Source organism: Micrococcus sp. MS-ASIII-49, from assembly GCF_000946635.1.
GTDB classification, from domain to species: Bacteria; Actinomycetota; Actinomycetes; order Actinomycetales; family Micrococcaceae; genus Micrococcus; species Micrococcus luteus.
Genome location: NZ_JXSP01000029.1, coordinates 1 through 23,127, shown reverse-complemented (window position 1 = coordinate 23,127; position 23,127 = coordinate 1). Strand labels below are relative to the sequence as shown.

The following is a 23,127-nucleotide window of genomic DNA, read 5'->3' as shown; positions in this document are numbered from 1 at the left end:
CCGACATGACCGACCAGCAGCACACCCCTGATACCGTTCCGTCCTCCGTGCCCGCCGTCGTCGGCGTCCTCGGCGGCGGCCGGATGGGCGGCGGCATCGCCCACGCGTTCCTCGTCTCCGGATCGTCCGAGGTGGTCGTCGCCGAGCGCGACCCGCAGTCGGCCGAGGCGGCCAAGGAACGCATCGAGGCCGACTTGGCCGCCTCCCTCGAGCGCGGCAAGATCGACGGCGACCTGGACGAATGGGCGCAGCGCCTGACCGTCTCCGTGGACCGTGCCGACTTCGCCCGCTGCGACCTCGTGGTCGAGGCCGTGTTCGAGGACATGCAAGTGAAGATCGACGCGCTCACCGACGTCGAGGCCCACCTGCGCGAGGACGCGTGGCTCGCCAGCAACACCTCCTCCCTGTCCATCGACGAGATCGCCACGCATCTGCAGCGCCCCGAGCGCTTCTGCGGCCTGCACTACTTCAACCCGGTGCCCGCCTCGAAGCTCGTGGAGGTCGTGATCGGCGAGCAGACCGGTGCGGAGCTCCAGGCCCTGTCCACCGAGTGGGTCCGCGGGCTCGGCAAGACCCCGGTCGTCGTCAAGGACGCCCCGGGCTTCGCCTCGTCGCGCCTGGGCGTGGCGATCGCGCTCGAGGCCATCCGCATGGTCGAGGAGGGCGTGGCCTCCCCCGAGGACATCGACGCCGCCATGGTGCTCGGCTACAAGTTCCCGGTCGGCCCGCTGGCCCTGACCGACATCGTGGGCCTGGACGTGCGCCTGGGCATCGCCGAGTACCTCGAGTCCCAGCTGGGTGAGCGCTTCGCCCCGCCGCAGCTCATGCGGGACATGGTGGCCCGCGGCGAGCTCGGCCGGAAGTCCGGCAAGGGCTTCTTCGACTACCGCTGAGCCCCCGGGGCAGGCGCTTTCGAACGGGAGATAGGGCCTATCTCCCGTTCGAAAGCGCCCATTCCCCCGATATCACGTTCGAAAGTGCGGGGCGGCGCGGCTAGCGTGACGGGTATGGACGAGCCCACGCTGCTGCGCGTCGCCCGCGACCGCGCCCTCGAGCTGCCGGGCAGCGCCGCGTCGCACCCCTTCGGCCCGGACACCGAGGTCATGAAGGTGCAGGGGAAGCTGTTCGCGGTGTTCATCGACCACGACGGGCGCCGCCTCGTGAACGTCAAGGCCCGCCCGGAGGACGGCGCCCAGCTGCGCGCGGCCCTGCCCGCGGCGATCACGCCCGGCTATCACATGGACAAGCGGCACTGGCTTAGCCTGGCCGCGCACCCGGCCCTCGACGAGCAGCTCGTGCGGGACCTCGTCACGGAGTCGTACCTGTTGGTCGTCGCGAAGCTCCCCCGCACCCGGCGCCCCGTGGACCCCGAGACCTTCGGCCGGGCCTGATGTCGGTCGACCGCCCCTTCCGCTTCACCCACCGCTGGGCCGTCCCCGCGGACGCCCGGTCCGTGCTGGCCCTGCTCGCCGACCCGGCCGGCTACCCACGCTGGTGGCCGGCCGTCCCGCGCGTCCGTCGCCTGGGCCCCGACCGCGCCGCCGTCCGGCTGCGCGGGTTCGTGCCGGTGCGTCTGACGATGGAGCGTCTCATCGACGACCGCGCCCGCGGCCTACTGGTCGCCCGCCTGAGCGGGGGCCTGACGGGCACCGTGCGGGTCACCGTCCACGACGACGGCGCCCCGGCCGGACACGCGCCGCACTGCGTCGTGACGTGGGAGCAGGAGGTGGTGCTGACCTCGCCGTGGATGCGCGCCGTGGCCCGCGTGCCGGGCGCCCGCACCGCGATGGGCCTCAGCCACGCGGCCGCGATGCGCTCCGCGCGTCGGGCGCTCGGGGCCAAGGCCGTGCCGACCGCTGATCCTGCTCGAACGACTCGTCCATGACGGCCCGGCGCCCTCGGGCCGGCTCAGACCTCGGCCTGGGCCTCGTCCCACTCGCGGGACAGCGGCGGGCGGGAGAGGCCGTCGAGGAGACCGTCGGCGGGGTCGACGCCGAGCTCGACGATCCTGTTGTCCGCATCCACGTGGACGACCTTGGGCTGGAAGTGGCGAGCCTCGTCGTCGTCCATCTGCCCGTAGGCGATGAGGATGACGATGTCCCCCGGATGCACCAGGTGGGCGGCGGCGCCGTTGATGCCGAGCACGCCGGAGCCCCGCTCGCCCGCGATGGTGTAGGTCTCCAGTCGCGCGCCGTTGGTGACGTCCACGATGGACACGAGCTCGCCGGGGAGGATGTCCGCGGCGTCCAGCAGGTCCTGGTCCACAGTCACGGAGCCCACGTAGTGCAGGTCCGCCTGGGTCACGGTGGCCCGGTGGATCTTGGCGTGGAACATGGTGCGCAGCATGCGGCAGAACTCTCCGGATGAGGGGGTGGGGCGGGTCCGAGGGGACCGGTGCTCGATTCTACGCCGGTCCGGAGACGAGGGGCAGGGGGGGTCCACGCCGGCCCGAGGCTCCCGCCCCTCTCGCCGAGGCCCGCAGACGCGCCGCTACGTCCTGGCCGTAGCGGCGCGTCTGCGGGCCCGGGCGGGTCAGATCCACGACGGCGGCACTCGGCCCGGCGGGGTCCGCGCAGCCACCAGGCCCCGCAGCTGCCGCACGAACAGCTCCCAGTGCCCCGGCCGGAACACGTCGGCGGTCACCCGGATCACCTCCCACCCCTCCGCGCGCAGGGCCGCGTCCCGCTCGCGGTCCTCACGCCACTGCCGGCGATCCGTGCGATGCTGATCGCCGTCGTACTCGACGGCCACCTTGGCGTCCGCCCACACCAGATCCACGCGGAGCCGCTGTCCCGTGGCGAGGCGGATGCACGGGTTCACCGCGGGCTCGGGGACGCCGTCCAGGACGAGCCGCACCCGCAGCCGGCTCTCCTGCGGCGAGTCGGCCCCGGGACGCACGAGCTCCAGCGCCTCCCGGGCCGCACGGATCCCGCGCACCCGACCGCGTTCCTCGACGGCGGCGCGCAGCTCGGCCATGTCCGTCACCCCGGGCGGCAGCCGACGGCGGCGGGCCTCCGTCGGGGCGGTCCGAACCATGCTGTCCCCCAGCGCGACGAGATGCTCGAGCGGCCCGGCGTGCGCGGCGAGGTCCACGAAGGTCCACCCCGGTGCGGTCACACGCACCCCGTCCACGATCCGCACCGGTGCGTCGGCGCGGAGGCGGTGTGAGCGGATCCCGGCCCGGCTCGACGCGGTGCCGTGGCCGCGCGGGGTCGCGATGTGCACGGACCGGTCGGCGGCGAGCGGCCCGGTCAACCACAGGCCGAGCACCCTGGCGGCCGTGACGTGGCTGAACACGCCCTCGGGGTGCAGATCCTGCAGTGCCCGCACATGGTCCATGGGGTCCGGTTCGACGCCGCGCCGGCCCCAGAGCCCCCAGCCGAGGGAGACCACGTCCCCGCGCCGCAGCCGGGCCGCGCTCACGCCCGCCTCGCGCGCGGCCGGGGTCGAGAACACCGTCGGAGCGCGGAGGAGGCCGTCCAGTCCGCAGCGCATCGGAGGCAGGGGCGCGGGCGAGCGGGGCATGGGCCGAGCGTGCCCGATCCGGGCGCGCCGCCGTCGTCGTCCGCCGGGATCTGTGGACGACGCCCCGCCGAGGCCCGCAGACACGCCGCCACGTCCTGGCCATAGCGGCGTGTCTGCGGGCTTTGGCGCCACGGGTCGCCGCCAGACCCCACCCCACCCCTCCCCACGACGACGGCGTCACCGGCCCGGCTCCCCCTCCCGCGTGATCCACGTCTCGGCTAGGGTGAGGACCAATAACCGACCGATCGGTCGGGACTCGTCCGCGCCCCCGACACCAGGAGACCCCGTGACCGTCACCGCCCCCTCCCTCCCGGAGATCCTCCCCAGCTACGTCGCCGGCAGCTGGTGGACGCCGTCGCACCCGTCCAAGGTCACCGACGTGACGGACGCGAACACCGGCGCGCGCCTGACCGGCGTCTCCACCGACGGCCTCGACACGGCCGCCGCCATCGAGCACGCCCGCACCGTCGGCCAGCAGGCCCTGGGCGCGCTGACCATCCACGAGCGCGCCCTCAAGCTCAAGGAGCTCGCGCTCTACCTGAACTCCCGCGTCCAGGAGCTCTACGACGTCTCCTTCGCCACCGGTGCCACGCAGCGCGACCACGCCTTCGACGTCGACGGCGGCATCGGCACCCTCTTCACGTTCTCCGGCAAGGGCCGCCGCGAGCTGCCGAACTCCACCGTGATCATCGACGGCGACGTGGAGCCCCTCTCCCGCGACGGCTCCTTCATCGGCGAGCACATCTACCAGCGCATCCCGGGCGTGGCCGTGCAGATCAACGCGTTCAACTTCCCCGTGTGGGGCATGCTCGAGAAGTTCGCCCCGGCCTTCGTCGCCGGCGTGCCCACCGTGGTCAAGCCGGCCACCCCCACCGGCTACGTCACGCAGAAGTGCGTCGAGCTGATGCTCGAGTCCGGCGTGCTGCCCGAGGGCTCGATCCAGCTGATCTCCGGCTCCGCCCGCGACCTGCTGGACCACCTGGACTACCGCGACCACGTCGCGTTCACCGGCTCCGCCGCCACCGCGGCCACGCTGAAGAAGCACCCGAACGTGCAGGAGGGCGGCGTCCGCTTCACCGCGGAGACCGACTCCCTCAACGCCGCCATCCTCGGCCCGGACGCGGACCCGGAGTCCCCCGAGTTCGAGGCGTTCGTGAAGGTCGTCTTCCAGGAGATGACGGTCAAGGCCGGACAGAAGTGCACCGCCATCCGCCGGGTGATCGTCCCGCAGGATCGGGTCGAGGCCGTGACCGCCGCCCTCACCGAGCGCCTGGCCGCGAAGGTCGTCCTGGGCGACCCGCGCGTCGAGGGCACCACCATGGGCGCCCTGGCCTCGAAGGACCAGCAGGGCGAGGTCCGCGGCGCGGTGCAGCGCCTGGTCGACGCCGGCGGTCAGGTCCGCCTCGGCGGCCCCGAGGGCTCGACCGGTGACGCCGACGCCGAGTCCGGCGCGTTCTTCGCCCCCACGGTGCTCACCTTCGAGGACGCACGCACCCCCGAGGTGCACAGCGTCGAGGCGTTCGGTCCGGTCACCTCGGTGATCGGCTACACGGACGTGGCCGACGCCGTGGCCCTGGCCGCCCTGGGCTCGGGGTCGCTCGTGGCCACGGTCGCCACGAACGACGGTGAGACCGCCCGCGCGTTCGCCGCCGGGATCGGCGCCCACCACGGCCGCGTGCACGTCCTGAACCGCCAGACCGCCGCGACCACCACGGGCCATGGCGCCCCCGTGCCGGTGCTGGTCCACGGCGGCCCCGGCCGCGCCGGCGGCGGCGAGGAGCTCGGCGGGGTCCGCGCCGTGAAGCACTACATGCAGCGCACGGCGATCCAGGGCTCCCCGGACATGCTCACGGCCATCACCGGCGTGTGGCATCAGGGCGCCGCGGCCCACACGGTGACCCGCGAGGACGTGGAGGCCGGCACGGCCGTGCACCCGTTCTACAAGTCCCTGGCCGAGCTGACGGTGGGCGACCAGTTCGCCTCCGGCCTGCGCACCATCACCCTGGAGGACATCACCGCCTTCGCGGAGGAGACCGGGGACAGGTTCTACGCCCACACGGACGAGGAGGCCGCCATGGCCAACCCGTTCTTCCCGCGCCGCGTCGCCCACGGCTACCTGCTGGTCTCGTGGGCCGCGGGGCTGTTCGTGGCCCCGGATCCGGGCCCGGTGCTGGCCAACTACGGCCTGGAGAACCTGCGCTTCATCACGCCGGTGACCTACGACGACGCCATCCGCGTGACCCTGACGGCCAAGCGCATCACCCCGCGCGTGAGCGACGAGTACGGCGAGGTGGCCTGGGACTGCCGGATCCACAACCAGAAGGACGAGCTCTGCGCCCAGTACGACGTGCTGACGCTCGTGGCCAAGACCTGGCCGATGGCCCCGTCCGAGACCTCCCAGGGCTGAGCCCCCCTGCTTCGACGGGCCGTCCCGTGCGCCCGCTGCGCGCCGGGCGGCCCGTCGTCGTCCCCGGGAACAAGGAGCGTGCCCGGGACGTTCACCTGTACGTCCCATTCGGACCGCGAGAGAAGAAGGTCGACATATATGTCCGAGTTCACCCGTTTTGATCAGGTCACCGTGCTGGGCACCGGTGTGCTGGGTTCGCAGATCATCATGCAGGCGGCGTACCACGGCAAGAAGGTGATGGCCTACGACGCCGTCCCCGCCGCCCTCGAGGGGATCGAGCGCCGCTGGGCGTGGATCCGCCAGGGCTATGAGGCAGACCTCGGGGAGGGCTACGACCCGCAGCGCTTCGACGAGGCCATCGCCCGCATCACGCCGACCTCGGACCTCGGCGAGGCCCTGGCGGATGCGGACATCGTGATCGAGGCCGTCCCGGAGAACCTGGAGCTCAAGCGCAAGGTGTGGGCCCAGGTGGGCGAGCTCGCCCCCGCCACGACCCTGTTCGCCACGAACACCTCCTCCCTGCTGCCCTCGGACTTCGCCGACGCCAGCGGCCATCCGGAGCGCTTCCTGGCCCTGCACTACGCCAACCGCATCTGGGCGCAGAACACCGCCGAGGTCATGGGCACCGCCGCCACCTCGCCGGAGGCCGTCGCGGGAGCCCTGCAGTTCGCCGAGGAGACCGGCATGGTCCCCGTGCACGTGCGCAAGGAGATCCCGGGCTACTTCCTCAACTCCCTGCTCATCCCGTGGCTGCAGGCCGGCTCCAAGCTGTACATGCACGGAGTGGGCAACCCGGCGGACATCGACCGCACCTGGCGCGTGGCCACCGGCAACGAGCGCGGCCCGTTCCAGACCTATGACATCGTGGGCTTCCACGTGGCCGCCAACGTCTCCCGCAACACGGGCGTCGACTGGCAGCTCGGCTTCGCTGAGCTGCTCGAGAAGAGCATCGCCGAGGGCCACAGCGGCGTGGCCGACGGCCAGGGGTTCTACCGCTACGGGCCGGACGGGGAGAACCTCGGCCCGGTGGAGGACTGGAACCTGGGCGACAAGGACACCCCGCTCGGCTGACCTCCTCCGCTGACGGATCAGGGGCCGTCCGGTGCGCACCACGCATCGGGCGGCCCCGTTGCGTGCCCCCGCCGCTTCCTTGTGGCATCCGTCACAGCGCACGTAGAGTCGGGCCATGACGACCTCCCGACTCCCCCTGCTCGGCGCCCTCGCCGTGGGCGCGCTCGCCCTCGCCGGGTGCGCGGGCGGCGGCGGCGCGGAGCCCTCCTCCCCCGCCCCCTCGTCGGCGTCGTCCACGACGACGGCGGCCTCGTCCGCCCCCACGTCGCCCGCGGCCAGCAGCTCCACGGAGAGCACGGGCGCGGCGGAGAGCACGGCCGGCGCCTCCGCCTCGGGCAGCCTGTCCCTCGAGATGCCCCCCGCGCTGGACGGGCAGCGGACCCTGGCCGTGCAGACCGCCGTCCAACGGGCCGCGGGGCCGGGGTCCGAGGTGGGGCTGAGCGCCGCCTCGCCGCTGGAGCGGCAGACGGAGCTGCGCCAGCGGGCCGCCGGCCTGGAGCAGGCGGTCGACGCCGGTGCGAGCCCGGCTTCCACCCGCAGCGCGGAACAGCAGGCCTGCCTGGACGCCACCCGCTCCGATCTGGAGCGGGACGCCGAGGCCGGGGCGGCGGACCTGGGGCTCACGGCCCAGCCGGAGACGGCCGCCACGACCGGCGGCGGGCCCACCACGACACCGGCGCCCTCCTTCACGGCGTCCCCCGACGCCGAGGTCACTCCGCTCGGCGTGCGCGTCACCGTGTACCCCACGGAGGAGGCCGCCCGCGCCGCCCTGGAGGACGCCCGAGCGGCGGGGCAGGCCTGCACCGGGGTGGACCTGGCCGGGCTCGGCGTGGAGAGCGTGACGCGGACCGAGCACGAGGGCGGCACCGCGTACACGGCGCTCCCGGCCCCCGGGGGGTCCGTCTACTCGCACCTCACGGCCGTGCAGGACGGCGCCCGCACCGTGGCCGTGGCCCAGGCCGACGCGGACGGCGGGGTGCCCGCGGACGCCGAGGACCGTGCGGCCTCGATCGTGGCCGACGTGCTCGCCGCGCTCGACGGCGAGGGCTGAGGACGGAGGGCCCTCAGCCCCGCAGACCCCCGAGCACCACGCCCGTGACGGCGTCGATCATCTGGTCCGGTCCCTGCTGGCCGGGGGCGCCGCGATCCGGCCGGTACCAGTCGACGATCGAGTTGATCATGCCGAGCGCCAGGCGGGCGAGGTTGCGCGGGCTCACGTCGGAGCGCACGGCGCCGACGGTCTGGGCGGCCTCGAGCAGGTCGCCCAGACGCCGGGTGATCTCGCGGCGGCGCTCGACGGCCGCCACCTCGACCGCCGAGTTCCCGCGCAGGCGCAGCAGCAGGGTCACCTCGGGCTGCTTCTCCGCCAGCACCCCGAGCGTGCCGCGGATGGCCGCCTCGACCTGCGCGCCGGCGTCGGCCCCGCTGGCCACCACATCGTCCAGGCACGCCTCGAGGGCGTCGAGCGCCTCCGTCACCGCGTGGTCGAGGATCGCCTCCTTGGACTCCACGTGGTGGTAGATCGCGGACTTGGAGATGCCCAGGTGGGCGGCGAGCATGCCCATGGACGTCGCCTCGTAGCCGTGCCGGTTGAAGAGCTCGACGCACTCGGCCAGCAGCGTCTGCCGGTCATAGCCGGGACGGCCGCGGCGCGGGGTGGGGCTGCTCTGGGGCACGGGGCTCCTTCGGGGGCGGGCGGACGCCGACGACGGCGCACCGGTCCACTCTACCGGGCACCCCGGCGTCGGGATCGGCCGCGGGGACGGGATCAGGCCTGGTCGCGCAGGTCGTAGATCCGCTTGAGCTTGCCGGAGGAGCGGGCCAGGGACTCCGGCTCCACCACGTTGATCATGCACGAGGAGCCGATCTTCGTCTTGATCTCCATGCGCAGGTGCGCGGCGCAGGCCTGGGCCTCCTCGAGGGTCGCATGATCGCGGCGCTCGATGTTCACGGCCATCTGGTCCATACGGTCCGGACGGGTGATCTCGAGGGTGAAGTGCGGCGACAGGGCCGGCTCCTTGAGGGCCAGCTCCTCGATCTGCGACGGGAACAGGTTCACGCCGCGCAGGATGATCATGTCGTCCGAGCGGCCGGTGATGCGGCCCATGCGGCGGTGGCCCGGGTGCGTGGTGCCCGGCAGCAGGCGGGTGAGGTCGTGGGTGCGGTACCGGATGATCGGCAGCGCCTGCTTGGTGAGCGAGGTGAAGACGAGCTCGCCGTGGCGGCCGGTCTCGAGGACCTCGTCCGTGAGCGGGTCGATGATCTCGGGGCGGAAGTGGTCCTCCCAGATGTGGGAGCCGTCCTTGGTGGCCGCGGACTCGCCGGCCACGCCCGGGCCCATGACCTCGGAGAGGCCGTAGATGTCCAGGGCGTCGAGGTCGAAGGTCTGCTCGATCTCGCGGCGCATCTCCTCGGTCCACGGCTCGGCGCCGAGGATCGCGACCTCGAGGGAGGACTCGCGCGGGTCCAGCCCGAGCTTCCTGAAGCCGTCCGCGATGGTCAGCAGGTAGGTGGGCGTGGAGAGGATGGCGCGCGGCTGGAAGTCGGTGATCAGCTGCACCTGCTTCTCCGTCTGCCCGCCGGACATCGGGATCACGGCCGCCCCGACGCGCTCGGCGCCGTAGTGGGCGCCGAGGCCGCCGGTGAACAGGCCGTAGCCGTACGCGTTGTGCACGCGGTCACCGGGGCGGATGCCGCCGGCGCGGAAGCAGCGGGCGACGAGGGTGGTCCACGTGGCCAGGTCGTCGTCGGTGTAGCCGACCACGGTGGGCTGGCCGGTGGTGCCGGAGGAGGCGTGGATGCGACGCAGCTCGGGGCCCGTGGCGGCGAAGGCGCCGAACGGGTAGCTCTTCCGCAGGAACTCCTTGTCCGTGTACGGGAACTTGGCGAGGTCCCCGAGCTCCGTGAAGTCCGAGGGGTGGACGCCGTGCGCGTCGAAGTGCTCCCGGTACGCGGGCACGTTCTCGTAGGCGTGGTGCAGGGTCCAGCGGAGGCGTTCGAACTGGAGCGCCTCGATCTGGTCCCGGCTCATCGTCTCCTCGGGGTCCGGGGCCCCGCGGTCGGCGGGGGCGGGCAGGGGTGCCGGCGTGTACGGGTTGGGGATCGAGGCCTCGAGCATGGCGTTCTCCTGGGGATGCGGGGTCGGGCGGCGGTCGACGACGGCGGCGCATCGGCGGGTGCGCCCGTCGGTCAGCGTCCGGGGGCGGGGATGGTGCGGGAGCGGCCGCGGAAGGCGGCCACCGGGGTGCCGTCGTCGGTGGTGACGGTGATGTCGTAGACGGCCGAGCGGCCGGCGGCGGCGACCAGGCGGCCCTCCGCGACGAGGGTCTGCCCGGCGCGGGTGGCCGCGAGGAAGTTGACGTCCACGCCGGAGGCCACGGTGAGGGTGGAGCCGTCCGAGGCGGGGTCGTTGCAGGTCAGCGCGAAGCACGTGTCCGCGAACGCGAAGACGGCGCCGCCGTGGGCCAGGCCGAAGCCATTGTGCTGGTCCTCGGTGAGCGTCATCCGGATGCGCGCGTGGTCCTTCTCGGCGGCCTCGAGGGTGACGCCGAGCCACCGTGCCACGCGGTCCTCCGCGAGCATGGGGTGGTGGGCGGTCTCGGTCATGGGCGGGCCTCCCTGCCGGCACGGGCGCGCCGGCGCGGCGGCGCAGAGAATTACTGAACGATCATTAGGTAACTCCCTGGATGTGACTCACGTCAAGTCCGGTCCGGTGTGTGACGCGCGCCGCCCCCACTTTGCCGCCGCCGGGGCGAGGCGCACCGGGACCGTGTGCGCGGGCCCTGCCCATCGCGTCCGCGACTCCTGTCTAGGGTGACGGCATGGTGACCTTCGCGCCGGACCGCGCCTCCTTCATGCTCAGCCCCTCGGACATCACCGCCGCCGCGACGTGCACGTACGGGTGGCTGCGCGGGACGGTGGACCCCGCGCTCGGGCGCGCCCCGCGGATCGGCGTGGCGGACGCGTTCCTCGAGCGGGTCTCCCGCCTCGGGGACGAGCACGAGTCCCGCGTGCTCGCGCGACTCGAGGCGGAGCACGGCGGGGACCAGGTGGTCCGGCTCGCCCGCCCGGAGCGCTACACGCCCGAGGGTGTGCAGGCCGCCCGCGAGCGCACCGCGGCGGCGTTGGCCGCGCGTCCCGCCGTCGTGTTCCAGGGGATGCTGCACGACGGCGCGTTCGGCGGCCTGGCCGACTTCCTCGTGCTCCGCACGGACGAGGAGCACCCCGAGGGTGCGTACGAGGTGGTGGACACGAAGCTGGCCCGGCATGCGCGGGTGACGGCGCTGCTGCAGATCGCCGCGTACGCGGACCTGCTGGACGGCATGGGCGTGCCGCGGGCGCGGCGGGGCAGCCTGTGGCTCGGGGACGGTTCCCGGCACGTCGCGGACCTGGACGAGGTGATCCCGGTGTACCGGCACCAGCGCTCCCGGCTGGAGGCGCTGCTGCGGGATCACGTGGCCGCCGGGGAGCCCGCCCGCTGGGGTGACGACCGCCTGAGCGTCTGCGGCGCATGCGAGGCGTGCGAGGAGGCCGTCGCCGAGCACCGGGACGTGCTGCTCACGGCGGGGGCCACGCGGTTGCAGCGCACCCGGCTGCGCGAGGCCGGCATCACGACCATCGAGCAGCTCGCGGCGTCCGTCGCACCGCCGGAGGGCATGGCCCGCCGCACGTGGGAGGCGCTGCGGGAACAGGCGGCGATCCAGCTGGAGCCGGCCGGGGCGGGCGGGCTGCCGGCGCATCGGATCGTGGACCCGCGCGCCGTGGCGGGGCTGCCGGCGCCGGACGCCGGAGACGTCTTCTTCGACTTCGAGGGGGACCCGCTGTGGGTCTCCGCGGACGGCAGCATGGAGGGCCTCGAGTACCTGTGGGGCTGGGTCGAGGCGCCGGGCGGGGACACCGCGCGCACCGCCTCGGCCGACTTCCGGTTCACGGGTCTGTGGGCGGACACCCGTGCCGCCGAGCGGGCGGCGCTCGAGCAGTTCGTGGCGTTCGTGGAGGCGCGGCGTGCGACCCACCCGGGGATGCGGATCTACCACTACGCCGCGTACGAGGTCACCGCGCTGAAACGGCTGACCGTGCGCCACGGCGTGGGCGAGCGCGAGCTGGACGACTGGCTGCGCGCGGGGCTGTTCGTGGACCTCTACTCCACGGTCCGCGCCGCCCTGCGGGCCGGTGTGCCGAGCTACTCCATCAAGAAGCTGGAGCCCCTCTACATGGGGGCGGAGCACCGGGCGGAGGACGGCGTCACGACGGCGGCGGACAGCGTCACCCAGTACCACCGGTACGTCGCCGCGCTGGAGGCCGGGGACACCGAGGTCGCGCGGGCGATCCGCGCCGACATCGAGGACTACAACCGGTACGACTGCGTCTCCACGGCGCGGCTGCGGGACTGGCTGCTGGAGCAGGTGGGGCGCACCGCCGAGCACGGCGCCACGGCACCCCGGCCCGACGACGATGAGCACCTCGTCGAGCCCGCCCCCGCCTTGGAGGGCGAGGACGCGCGCCTGGAGGCGGACCTCCTGGGCCTCCTGCCCACCGCGGACGACGCGGACGCCGTCCTGGACGACGAGCAGCGCGGCGTGGCCCTGCTCGCCGCCGGGCTGGGCTTCTACCAGCGCGAGGACAAACCCGTGTGGTGGGCCTTCTTCGACCGCGGCATCTCCCCGCCGGATGAGTGGCAGGACGCCCGCGCCAACGTCGTGGCGGACCGCGTGGACGTGGCCGAGCACTGGCACCGACCCAAGGGCGCTCGGACCTTCCAGCGGGTGCTGCGGATGACCGGCACCCTGGAGCCGGGGAGCTCGCTGCAGCCCGGAGCCGAGGCCATCACGGTGTACGAGGACGTCCCGGCGGACCGCCGCGACCTCCTCCAACCCAACGCGGTGCGCTGGGTCGGTGCCAAGGCCGTCGTGGAGGACGTCGAGGACCGCCCGGACGGCAGCTCCGTGGTGCTGCTGCGGGAGAAGATCCCCACGCAGGACGTGGAGCAGCATTCGGAGCTGCCCATGGCGGCGTTCGCCCACACGGTGGTGAACACGGACAAGCTCAAGGAGCGCCTGCGCGAGCGCGCCCGGACCGCGGTGCAGGCCGGCGGTCTGCCGGGATCGGGAGGCGACGCCGCCGCCCCGTCCACGGCCGCCTTCGACATCCTGGCGCGCCGCCCCCCGGCGACCGCCGGCCGCCCCCTGGCGGCCATCTCCACCGAGCTGCGCGAGGGCGACTCCGCGCCCGCTCCCGCCCGCCAGGGCTGGGAGGCGCTCGTGGAGGCGCTCGAGTCCGCGCGGGGCTCCTACGTCGCCGTCCAGGGCCCTCCCGGGACGGGCAAGACCCACGTGGGGAGCCACGCCGTGAAGGCCCTGCTCGAACGCGGGTGGAGCGTGGGCGTCACGGCCCAGTCCCACGCCGTGGTGGAGAACTTCCTGGGCAAGCTCGTGTCCATCGGGGTGCCGAAGAAACAGGTGCTCAAGGCGGAGAAGCGCGGCAAGGACGCGCCCGAGCGCCCCTGGGCCACGGTGTCGGACGCCAAGCCGTACATCGGCCTCCCCGGCCACGTCGTCGGCGGCACCGCCTGGACCTTCGCGCACGAGGACGTGCAGGAGTTCGACCTCCTGGTGATCGACGAGGCCGGGCAATTCTCCCTGGCGCACACCCTCGCCGCGGCGGCCATGGCCCGCACTGTGCTCCTGCTCGGCGACCCCCAGCAGCTGCCGCAGGTCACCAAGGGGACCCACCCCCAGCCGATTGGCGAGGCCGCGCTGAGCTGGCTGGCCGCCGACGAGCCGGTGCTGCGCGCAGACCGCGGCTTCTTCCTGGACACCTCCTGGCGTATGCACTCCGCGCTGACGGAGGCCGTCTCCACGCTCTCCTACGCCGGCGAGCTCGGCGCGAAGGAGGACGTCACGGACGCCCGCCGGCTCGACGGCGTGGAGCCCGGGCTGCACCCGTGGCCGGTCTCCCACACGGGCAACGCGGTGTCCTCGCCGGAGGAGGCCGCGGCCGTCGTCGAGATCGTCCGGTCACTGCTCGGCCGCACCTGGTCCACCGGCCCGGACGACCCCGGCCGACCGCTCGAGCCGTCCGACGTGATCGTGGTGGCCCCGTACAACGCGCAGGTCGCCACGGTCCGGGAGACGCTCGACGCCGCCGGCCTCGAGGGCACCACCGTCGGCACCGTGGACAAGTTCCAGGGCCGGGAGGCCGCCGTCGCGATCCTGACGATGGCGGCGTCCTCACCGCAGGAGGTGCCGCGCGGGCTGGACTTCCTCCTGAACCGGAACCGGCTCAACGTGTCGATCTCGCGCGGGCAGTGGGCCGCCTACCTCGTCCACTCCCCCGCCCTCGCGGACGCGCTGCCCACCAGGCCCGAGGACCTGCCGATGATCGGCGCGTTCCTGCGGCTCGTGCACCGCTGACTCAGTCGGTGGTCCCCTGGCGCAGCAGGAACCGCTGCAACTTGCCGGAGGGGGTCTTGGGCAGCCGGTCCACGAAGTGCACCCGGCGCGGGTAGGCGTGCTTGGAGTACTCGTCGCGGACCTTCGCCTGCAGCTCGGCCGCCAGGGCGTCCGAGTCCGCGACGGCCCCGGCGGGCACCACGAACGCCACGACCTCCTCGCCGCGCACCCCCTCCGGGTCCGGCAGGCCGACGACGGCGACCTCCTGCACCCGCGGGTGGTCGATGAGCACGGACTCCACGTCGAACGGGCCGATCCGGTACCCGGCGGCGAGGATCACGTCGTCGTCCCGGGAGGAGAAGAAGAACCAGCCGTCGTCGTCCTGCCGGGCGGTGTCCCCGGTCAGGTACCAGCGGCCGTCCGGGGTGAAGCGCTCCGCGGTCTTCTCCGGCTCCCCGAGGTAGCCGGGGAACCAGAACAGGGGCGAGGCCGCGTCGATCGCGATCTGCCCGTCCCGGATCTCCGCGGCGATCCCCGGCAGGGGCACACCCATCGAACCCGGGCGGGGCGGCGCGGCCAGCTCGGGGTGCGCGAGGGTGCAGATGACCATGCCCAGCTCGGTCTGGCCGTAGTGGTCGCGGATCTCCGTGCCGAGGGCCGCCCGGCCCCACTCGAGCACGGACGGCGGCAGCGGCTCCCCCGCCGTGGACACGCGCCGCAGCCGCAGCGGGGCGTCCTCGGTGACCTCCCCGGCCTTGGCCAGCGCGCGGAACATCGTGGGGGCGCCGGCGAGGTTCGTGATGCCCTGCGAGCGGATCACCTCGACCATGGTCGCCGGGGAGAAGGCGCCGCGGTACTGCACCGAGGTCGCCCCGAGCACCAGCGTGCCGACGATCCCGTAGTACAGCCCGTACGCCCAGCCGTGGTCGGCCGCGTTCCAGAACAGGTCCTCGGGGCGCAGGTCCACCGCGCACGTGAGGTAGACGGCGAACGCGGCGGCCGCGCGCAGCGGCACGGGCACCCCCTTGGGGCGGCCGGTGGTGCCGGAGGTGAACAGCAGGGCGATCGGCCCGTCCCCGCCGACGGCGACGTCCTCGGCCAGCGGCGCGGAGTCCGCGAGCGCGTCCCACTCCGGGCCGGTGCGGATGATCTCGATGCCCGGGATGTCCGTGAGCTTCTCCGCCTGGCGGGGTTCGGCGACGACGAGCCGCGCCGCCGCGCCCTCGATGCGCATCCGCGCGGCACCCGCGGCGAACGCGGTGAACAGCGGCACGTGCACGGCCCCGAGCCGCCACAGGGCCAGCAGCGTGACGACGAGCTCCTCCCGTTTGGACATCATCACGGGGACGCGGTCGCCGTGCGTGACGCCGCGGGCGGCGAGGCCGGCGGCGAGGCGGCGCGAGCGGTCGGCCAGCTCGCCGAAGGTGAGGTCGACGGCGGACATGTCCTCCGCCACGAACCGGAACGCCACGGCGTCGGCCGGCCAGCGGTCGCAGAGCAGGTGGGCGGCGCAGGCGTCCGGGGTCTCGACGTCGGCGACCCACCCGGCCATCAGCCGGTCGATCGTCCCGGCCTCGTGGGCCTGCCCGGTCCGTTCCGTCATCTCGGTCTCCTCATCCCTCGCGGCACGCCGACGCCGGGCGACGGCGACGTCAGCCACGGTAGGTCCACCGCGCCCCGGGCCACCGGGCGCGTCCGCATGTTGCACTCGCCACCCCGTCGCGGCTGAGGGCAGGATGGCGCCATGACTGATCTCGATCCCGCCACCCCTCGCCCCTCAGGGACGCGCGCGGACGCCCCGCCCCGGACCGACGTCGCGCTGCGCCCGGTGGCCGCCGACGACGCCGACTTCCTGTGGACCTGGATCCACGGCGCCGAGGACCCCGAGTGGAAGTCGTGGGACGCCCCCTACTTCCACGCCGCGGACACGGCCGCCCCGCCGAGCCGCGCGGACTTCGACGCCGACCACGCGCGCCGGCGCGTCGGCGACCCTGACGTCCGGGTCGTCACGGTGGACGGCACCCCCGTCGGTCTCGTGACCCGCACGGAGCAGCATCCGGCGGGCGCGGGCTGGTGGGAGCTCGGCATCCTGTTGTTCGACCCGACCACGTGGGGCCGCGGCGTCGGGCGGGCGGCGCTCACGCTGTGGTCGGACGCGTCGTTCGCGGAGACGGACGCGCACCTGCTGAGCCTGGTCACGTGGTCCGGCAACGCGCGGATGATCGCGTCGGCGGTCCGCGTCGGGTACACCGAGGTCGCCCGCATCCCCGAGGCGCGCTCCTGGGAGGGCCGGCGATGGGACTCGGTGCAACTCGCGGTGCTGCGGCGAGACTGGTGGCCGGCGTCGACGGACGGCTGAGGACGGACCCGGCCCTCGCCTTCGTCGGGCGTCCGCGGCGCCTGCCAGAATGGGGGCCATGACCTCACAGCCCGCGTCCACCGCCCACCGCCGTTCCCTCGCCGAGGCCGGCATCGCCCTCGGCCCCCTGGACGGCCGCTACCGCGCGGCGGTGGAGCCGCTCGTGGAGCACCTGTCCGAGGCGGCGCTGAACCGCAACCGCATCCACGTGGAGGTCGAGTGGTTCATCCACCTGGCCGAGCACCGCGTGCTGCCGGGTCTCGAGCCGCTCACGGCCGAGCAGCAGGCGGGCCTGCGGGCGATCGTCACGGACTTCGACGCGGAGTCCGTGGCCGAGCTGGCGGCCACCGAGAAGGTCACGGTGCACGACGTGAAGGCCGTCGAGTACTTCATCGCCGACCGCCTCGAAGGGCTGGGCCTGGGCCGGCTGAAGCCGCTCGTGCACTTCGCGTGCACCTCCGAGGACATCAACAACCTCGCCTACGCGGTGGGCGTGCGCGACGCCGTCGAGCAGGTCTGGCTGCCGGCCGCCCGCGCCGCCGTGGCCACCGTCTCCGCGATGGCCGCCGAGGCCGCCGAGACCCCCATGCTCTCCCGCACGCACGGCCAGCCGGCCACGCCCACCACGCTGGGCAAGGAGATGGCCGTGTTCGTGCACCGTCTGACCCGCCAGACCCGGCGCATCGCCGGCCAGGAGTACCTGGGCAAGATCAACGGCGCCACCGGCACCTACGCCGCCCACCTCGCCGCCGCCCCGGACGCGGACTGGCCGGCCCTGTCCCGGTCCTTCGTGGAGCACCTCGGCCTCACCTGGAACCCGCTGACCACCCAGATCGAGTCCCACGACTGGCAGGCGGAGCTGTACGCCGACGTCGCGCGCTTCAACCGGATCCTCCACGGCTTCTGCGTGGACGTGTGGAGCTACATCTCCATCGGCTACTTCGCGCAGATCCCCGTGGCCGGCGCGACCGGCTCCTCCACCATGCCGCACAAGGTGAACCCGATCCGCTTCGAGAACGCCGAGGCCAACCTCGAGCTCTCCTGCGCCCTGCTCGACTCGCTGGGCGCCACCCTCGTGGAGTCCCGTTGGCAGCGCGACCTCACGGACTCGACGTCGCAGCGCAACATCGGCGTGGCCCTCGGCCACTCGGTGCTCGCCCTGACCAACGTCACCAAGGGCATGGGCCAGCTCCAGGTCGCCGCGCCCGTACTGGCGGAGGACCTCGACACGAACTGGGAGGTGCTCGGCGAGGCCGTCCAGACCGTGATGCGTGCCGAGGCGATCGCCGGCGTCGAGGGCATGGACAACCCCTACGAGCGCCTCAAGGAGCTGACCCGCGGCCACCGCGTGGACGGGGCGCGCATGCGCGAGTTCGTGCAGGGCCTCGGCCTGTCGGAGGCGGCCCAGGCGCGCCTGCTGGAGCTGACCCCGGCCGGGTACACCGGCGTGGCGGCGGAGCTGGCCAAGGAGTTCGGCCCCGCGCAGGGCTGACCGGGCCGCCTGACGGGGGACGATGGGCGGGTGCTGCTTCCGTCTCTCACCGTGTGGCTGCTGTCCGCCACCCCCAAGGACCCCGCCGAACTCGAACGGGACGTGCCCGAGCCGATCGACGCGCACGGCGAGCTCGCCGAGGCGATCACCGCGGCGATCACCGCCGTGGACCTCGTGGGCGTGTTCTTCTTCGCGATCTCGGGTGCGGTGCTCGCCGTGCGCAAGGGCTATGACATCGTCGGCTCCCTGCTGCTGGCCCTCATGGTGGGCACGGGCGGCGGCGTCGTCCGTGACCTCGTGGTCGGCCGGGACGTGCCCGCCGCCTTCGACAACCCCTGGTACCTGATCCTGCCGGCGGTCGCGTCGCTGGCGGTGTTCCTCCGGATCTTCGACGGCGAGCGCGGCCACCACGCCGTCATGGCCTTCGACGCCATCGGCCTGGCCGTGTACTGCGTGGTGGGCACGCGCATCGCCCTGCTCGCCGGCCTGAGCCCGGTCGCCGCCGCGGTGCTGGGCCTGGTGACCGCCGTCGGCGGCGGCATCCTGCGCGACGTCGTCGCCGGGGAACCGCCCGCCGTGTTCGGCGGGCGCGGCTGGTACGCGCTGCCGGCCATCCTCGGCGCGGGCACGACGGCGGCCCTCGGCCAGGCGGAGGTCCTGAACCCGCTGACCTCGGCGGCGGTGATGGTGCTCGTGCTCGTGCTGCGCGTGGTGTCGCTGCGCAGGGAGTGGCTCGCCCCGGGGGCCGAGATCTCGGGGGCGACCCAGCGCCAGCGCCTGGATCCGCACGACGAGCCGCCCGTGCCGGACATCCGCGACCGCAAGGGCAGGGACGGGCCGCCCGCCGACCCCGGCGAGGACGGCCCCCCGGCGAACGAGGAGACGCCCGGAACCGACGAAGACGTCACACCTCCGGGGACACCCGGGTGAACAAACGAGTCACCGCGCGGGCCGCACGGGACAATGGCCGGTGAACCCCGGACTCGACGGAAGGAGCCGCCGTGGACGTGCAGCAGTTCTTCGCCACCCTCACCGACGTCCCGTGGCTGCTCACGACCCTGGACCTGATCGGGATCTTCTTCTTCGCCACCTCGGGGGCGCTGCTGGCGGCACGCAAGCAGTTCGACCTGGTGGGCTCGCTGGCGCTGTCCCTGCTGGCGGGCCTGGGCGGCGGCTTCACGCGGGACATCCTGCTGGACCGCGGCCTGCCCGCGTCCCTGGAGAACCCGGTCTACCTGGCCCCGCCCGTGCTGGTGTCCCTGCTCGTGTACGTCAAGGTGATCCACCCGAATCGGCTGAACCTGACCATCACCCTGTTCGACGCCGCCGGGCTTGCCCTGTTCACGGTGTCCGGCGTGCTGCTGGCGCACTCGATGGGCGTGCACCCGGTGTCCACGGTGGTGATCGCGATGGTCACGGCGCTGGGCGGCGGTGTGCTGCGGGACATCGTCGCCAACGAGGTGCCCTCCATCTTCGACCCCCGCGGCGTCTACGTGCTCCCCACGTTCCTGGGCGCGGTGCTGGCGACCGTGGTGGCGATGAACGGCGCGCTCAACGCGTTCACGGGCTTCCTCATCGCGTTCCTGATCTTCGCGGTGCGGATGATCGCCTACCGCTACCAGTGGCGGTTCTTCGGCGCGGAGATCTCCCAGGACAAGGAGTCCCTCGAACGTCTGCGGCGCCTGGCCACGCAGGCGCAGGAGGCGGCCGCCCGCCGGGTGGAGCGCACCCTCGAGCGCCGGCTGCGCTCCCCCGGCGCCCCCGCCTTCCCCGACGAGGACACGCACGGGTCCTACGGCCCGCGGCAGGAGTACGAGGACCAGGTGCGGGTGGACGACTACGACCCGCAGACCCAGACGATCACCGTCGTCGACCCCGCCTCACACCAGCAGGTGCGCCTGGACCGCGGCACCGGCGTCATGGACGTCACCGACCTGCGCACCGGGCGCACGCGCAGCTTCGACGACCCCGAGCACGACTGGATCGCGGACGACCCGGAGGACCCGAGGGGCTGAGGGATGCGGTGGGCCCGACGCCGGGCCGCGCACGCGCACCCCGCGCACAGGTCTATGCTGAGAGTCCATGACCGGCACGCATGAGACCGCCCGCCCCGCCAGCACCACCACGGAGGCCGCGGCCTCCGGCCCCCTCCACCGCGTCGGATTCGACCGCGCGAAGTACATCGAGCTCCAGTCCCAGCACATCCAGGAGCGCCGCCGCCAGATCGGCGGGAAGCTGTACCTGGAGATGGGCGGCAAGCTCTTCGACGACCTGCACGCCTCCCGCGTCCTGCCCGGCTTCACCCCGGACAACAAGATCGCGATGCTGGACCGCATCAAGGACGAGACCGAGATCCTGGTGTGCTTCAACGCCAAGGACCTCGAGCGGAACAAGGTCCGCGCGGACCTGGGCATCACGTACGAGGACGACGTCCTGCGCCTCGTGGACGTGTTCCGGGAGCGCGGGTTCCTGGTGGAGCACGTGGTGGTCACGCAGCTGGAGGACGCCAACCACCGTGCGCTGGCGTTCCTCGAGAAGCTCGAGCGCCTCGGCCTGAAGGTGGCCCGCCACCGCGTGATCCCCGGCTACCCGCACGCCATGTCCACGATCGTCTCGGAGCAGGGCTTCGGCGCCAACGAGTGGTCCGAGACCACGCGGGACCTCGTCGTCGTGACGGCCCCCGGCCCGGGCTCCGGCAAGCTGGCGACGTGCCTGAGCCAGGTGTACAACGACCGGCAGCGGGGCATCCCGGCCGGCTACGCGAAGTTCGAGACGTTCCCCATCTGGAACCTGCCGCTCGAGCACCCGGTGAACGCCGCCTACGAGGCCGCCACCGTGGACCTGGACGACATCAACCTGATCGACCCGTTCCACCTGGCCGAGTACGGCGAGCGGGTGACGAGCTACAACCGCGACGTCGAGGTGTTCCCGCTGCTGTCCGCGCTGCTGGAGAAGGTCACGGGCACCACCCCGTACAAGTCCCCCACGGACATGGGCGTGAACATGGCCGGCGCGGCGATCGTGGACGACGAGGTGTGCCAGGAGGCCGCGAAGCAGGAGATCATCCGGCGCTACTACAAGGCTCAGGTCAACGAGGCTCTGGAGGGCGCGGACGACACCGAGTCCGAGCGCGTGGCCCTGGTGATGTCCAAGCTGGGTCTGAGCTCGGAGGACCGCCCGGTGGTGGGTGCCGCACAGTTGGTGGCCGAGCGCACCGGTGAGCCCGGCGCGGCCGTGCAGCTGGCGGACGGCACCCTGGTGACCGGCAAGACCTCGGAGCTGCTGGGCTGCTCCGCCGCGGTGCTGCTCAACGCCCTCAAGGTGCTGGCCGGCATCGAGGACGACGTGCACCTGCTCTCCCCCGCCTCGATCGAGCCGATCCAGACGCTCAAGACCGTGCACCTGGGCTCCAAGAACCCGCGGCTGCACACGGACGAGGTGCTGATCGCGCTGTCCGTGTCCGCGGCGACCGACGAGAACGCGAAGGCGGCCGTCGAGCAGCTGGCGAGCCTCGAGGGCTGCGACGTGCACACGACGACGATCCTCGGCTCCGTGGACGAGGGAATCTTCCGGTCCCTGGGGATGCTCGTGACGAGCGAGCCGAAGTTCCAGAAGAAGGGGCTGTACCGGAAGCGGTGAGGCGAGGCGGTTCTTGCGACGAGCCTTGCGATATGGCCCCTTCCGGGGCGTTATAGGGGCCATATCGCAGGGCTCATCGTCCCGTGAAGGCAGACCACGACGCCGGCGCGCGCCGCCGCCTCACTCCCCCGGCAGTCCCGGCGGCAGCACCGCGCCGCGACGGGTGGCCTGGCGACGCATGAGACGGGACAGATCCCCGACGAAGCGGGGCCAGCCGCCGCGTGTGAAGACCTCGCCCGCGACCCAGGTGACGGCCCAGTCGTCGGCTTCGAGGCCACGCCTGCGCGCCCGGTCCCGCTGCCACTGAGCCCGATCCGTACGGTGCTGGTCGCCGTCGAACTCGAGGCACAGCCGCAGTTCCTCCCAGGCCAGGTCCACGCGGACCGTCTCCCCGGAGCTCAAGCGGATCGGGGGATTCACCTGAGGCTCGGGGAATCCCGCCTCGTGGAGCCGATGCCGTAGCCGCGACTCCGGCGGAGAATCCGCGCCCGTGCGCAACAGGTCCAGCACGGCGCGGGCCCGCACGATGCCGCGGACGTTCTTCCGTGCGTGCGCGAGACGCCGCATCTGCTCCACCGTGGTGGCCCGGGGAGGCAGGTGACCGAGACGGCGCGCCTCCGCCCCGTGCGGTGACGGCAGCAGGCTATCCCCAGCGACCACGAGGTCCTCGACAGAGAGGTGATGGGCGAGGTCCACCCAAGTCCAGGCGGGGGCGGTCAGACGCAGACCCCGGTACTCGATCACGGGTGCGTCCGGCTGGAGCTGGTGCATGACCAGGCCCGACCGACTCGTCCGTCCTCCGCAGCCGCGCTCCTTCGCGAGATGGACTCGCGGATCCTCGAGCAGCCGGCCCGGGATCCACATCCCCCAGATCCGCGCGGCCGTGGCGTGGGAGAACACCCCCGAGGGGTTCAGCGACTGGACGGCGCGCAGATAGTCCGTCCACGTGGCCTCCACGTCCCGGCTCATGCGCATGCCGTGGCCGACCGGGACCAGGTCCGGTGCGCGGAGCCGGGCGCGGCTCAGGCCGGCGTCTCGCCCCTCCGGGACGGTCAAAATCGTAGGAAGCGTCGGGGCGAGAGGAGCGAGGGATCGCGGCATGCGACCAGGCTGGTGCTCCGCGCGCTCACTGGGAGCAGGCGGACTCCGACCTGTGGACCACGGACCGGCCGCACGCACCTGTGCAGGAGACCGTCCAGCATCGCCCCCACCCACCCCCTGTGACGAGCCCTGCGATATGGCC

General features: G+C 73.2%; 19 protein-coding genes. 12 read left to right on the top strand and 7 right to left on the bottom strand.

Annotated elements, in window-relative coordinates; genetic code table 11:
* The first annotated feature begins 5 nt into the window (after positions 1-5).
* The 3 genes from SJ20_RS01930 to SJ20_RS01920 all read left to right on the top strand — a co-directional run bounded on the left by SJ20_RS01930 (position 6) and on the right by SJ20_RS01920 (position 1,885).
* A complete protein-coding gene (locus tag SJ20_RS01930) occupies positions 6-893 on the top strand; it encodes a 3-hydroxyacyl-CoA dehydrogenase family protein (protein ID WP_044658761.1) in 888 nt (295 codons plus the stop codon).
* Positions 894-1,007: 114 nt separating this feature from the next.
* Positions 1,008-1,391 (top strand): MmcQ/YjbR family DNA-binding protein, encoded by a 384-nt coding sequence (locus SJ20_RS01925; RefSeq protein ID WP_044658760.1) that lies wholly within the window; start codon positions 1,008-1,010, stop codon positions 1,389-1,391.
* Positions 1,391-1,885 carry an SRPBCC family protein gene (locus SJ20_RS01920; protein WP_044658759.1) on the top strand — a complete coding sequence of 165 codons (495 nt, stop codon included), beginning with the start codon at positions 1,391-1,393 and terminating at the stop codon, positions 1,883-1,885. The genes SJ20_RS01925 and SJ20_RS01920 overlap by 1 nt, the downstream gene beginning before the upstream one ends.
* A gap of 23 nt (positions 1,886-1,908) precedes the next feature.
* Here SJ20_RS01920 and panD read toward each other — a convergent pair whose 3' ends face one another.
* Together panD and SJ20_RS01910 are read right to left on the bottom strand one after the other, a co-directional pair.
* Positions 1,909-2,346 carry an aspartate 1-decarboxylase gene (panD, locus tag SJ20_RS01915; RefSeq protein WP_044658758.1) on the bottom strand — a complete coding sequence of 146 codons (438 nt, stop codon included), beginning with the start codon at positions 2,344-2,346 and terminating at the stop codon, positions 1,909-1,911.
* A 186-nt stretch (positions 2,347-2,532) separates the two neighbouring features.
* Positions 2,533-3,525 (bottom strand): DUF559 domain-containing protein, encoded by a 993-nt coding sequence (locus SJ20_RS01910; RefSeq protein WP_044658757.1) that lies wholly within the window; start codon positions 3,523-3,525, stop codon positions 2,533-2,535.
* Positions 3,526-3,811: 286 nt separating this feature from the next.
* Between SJ20_RS01910 and paaZ the strand changes: the two genes are divergently transcribed.
* From paaZ to SJ20_RS01895, 3 genes are all read left to right on the top strand, one after another.
* The gene (gene paaZ / locus SJ20_RS01905; protein ID WP_044658756.1) at positions 3,812-5,932 is read left to right on the top strand and encodes a phenylacetic acid degradation bifunctional protein PaaZ; all 2,121 of its coding nucleotides are present in this window, start codon (positions 3,812-3,814) and stop codon (positions 5,930-5,932) included.
* Between the two features lie 138 nt (positions 5,933-6,070).
* Positions 6,071-7,003, top strand: coding sequence for a 3-hydroxyacyl-CoA dehydrogenase (locus tag SJ20_RS01900; protein WP_036313915.1), 933 nt, complete (start codon positions 6,071-6,073; stop codon positions 7,001-7,003).
* Positions 7,004-7,118: 115 nt separating this feature from the next.
* Positions 7,119-8,054: a hypothetical protein gene (locus SJ20_RS01895; protein WP_044658755.1), complete on the top strand. Its 936-nt coding sequence runs from the start codon at positions 7,119-7,121 to the stop codon at positions 8,052-8,054.
* Positions 8,055-8,067: 13 nt separating this feature from the next.
* Here the strand turns inward: SJ20_RS01895 and SJ20_RS01890 are convergent, their stop codons facing one another.
* From SJ20_RS01890 to SJ20_RS01880, 3 genes are all read right to left on the bottom strand, one after another.
* Positions 8,068-8,679, bottom strand: a complete 612-nt coding sequence (locus SJ20_RS01890; protein ID WP_044658754.1) for a TetR/AcrR family transcriptional regulator — start codon at positions 8,677-8,679, stop codon at positions 8,068-8,070.
* Between the two features lie 92 nt (positions 8,680-8,771).
* On the bottom strand, positions 8,772-10,121 hold the full coding sequence (locus SJ20_RS01885) for a phenylacetate--CoA ligase family protein (protein WP_044658753.1): 1,350 nt from the start codon (positions 10,119-10,121) through the stop codon (positions 8,772-8,774).
* Positions 10,122-10,192: 71 nt separating this feature from the next.
* Positions 10,193-10,609 carry a PaaI family thioesterase gene (locus SJ20_RS01880; RefSeq protein ID WP_020624995.1) on the bottom strand — a complete coding sequence of 139 codons (417 nt, stop codon included), beginning with the start codon at positions 10,607-10,609 and terminating at the stop codon, positions 10,193-10,195.
* A 215-nt stretch (positions 10,610-10,824) separates the two neighbouring features.
* Here SJ20_RS01880 and SJ20_RS01875 point away from each other — a divergent pair, with 215 nt between their 5' ends.
* Positions 10,825-14,415: a bifunctional RecB family nuclease/DEAD/DEAH box helicase gene (locus SJ20_RS01875; protein ID WP_044658752.1), complete on the top strand. Its 3,591-nt coding sequence runs from the start codon at positions 10,825-10,827 to the stop codon at positions 14,413-14,415.
* 1 nt (position 14,416) lies between these two features.
* Here SJ20_RS01875 and SJ20_RS01870 read toward each other — a convergent pair whose 3' ends face one another.
* Positions 14,417-15,997 (bottom strand): AMP-binding protein, encoded by a 1,581-nt coding sequence (locus SJ20_RS01870; protein ID WP_044658751.1) that lies wholly within the window; start codon positions 15,995-15,997, stop codon positions 14,417-14,419.
* A gap of 141 nt (positions 15,998-16,138) precedes the next feature.
* Here SJ20_RS01870 and SJ20_RS01865 point away from each other — a divergent pair, with 141 nt between their 5' ends.
* The 5 genes from SJ20_RS01865 (at position 16,139) to SJ20_RS01845 (ending at position 21,884) form a co-directional block, all read left to right on the top strand.
* Positions 16,139-16,753, top strand: a complete 615-nt coding sequence (locus tag SJ20_RS01865; RefSeq protein WP_010080080.1) for a GNAT family N-acetyltransferase — start codon at positions 16,139-16,141, stop codon at positions 16,751-16,753.
* A 58-nt stretch (positions 16,754-16,811) separates the two neighbouring features.
* Positions 16,812-18,245: an adenylosuccinate lyase gene (gene purB, locus SJ20_RS01860; protein WP_044658750.1), complete on the top strand. Its 1,434-nt coding sequence runs from the start codon at positions 16,812-16,814 to the stop codon at positions 18,243-18,245.
* 30 nt (positions 18,246-18,275) lie between these two features.
* Positions 18,276-19,175, top strand: coding sequence for a trimeric intracellular cation channel family protein (locus tag SJ20_RS01855; protein WP_044658749.1), 900 nt, complete (start codon positions 18,276-18,278; stop codon positions 19,173-19,175).
* A gap of 71 nt (positions 19,176-19,246) precedes the next feature.
* Positions 19,247-20,260: a trimeric intracellular cation channel family protein gene (locus tag SJ20_RS01850; protein ID WP_044658748.1), complete on the top strand. Its 1,014-nt coding sequence runs from the start codon at positions 19,247-19,249 to the stop codon at positions 20,258-20,260.
* A 67-nt stretch (positions 20,261-20,327) separates the two neighbouring features.
* Positions 20,328-21,884, top strand: a complete 1,557-nt coding sequence (locus SJ20_RS01845; protein ID WP_002858124.1) for a DUF1846 domain-containing protein — start codon at positions 20,328-20,330, stop codon at positions 21,882-21,884.
* Between the two features lie 120 nt (positions 21,885-22,004).
* Here the strand turns inward: SJ20_RS01845 and SJ20_RS01840 are convergent, their stop codons facing one another.
* Positions 22,005-22,853, bottom strand: coding sequence for a hypothetical protein (locus SJ20_RS01840; protein ID WP_131661427.1), 849 nt, complete (start codon positions 22,851-22,853; stop codon positions 22,005-22,007).
* Positions 22,854-23,127: the final 274 nt, after the last annotated feature.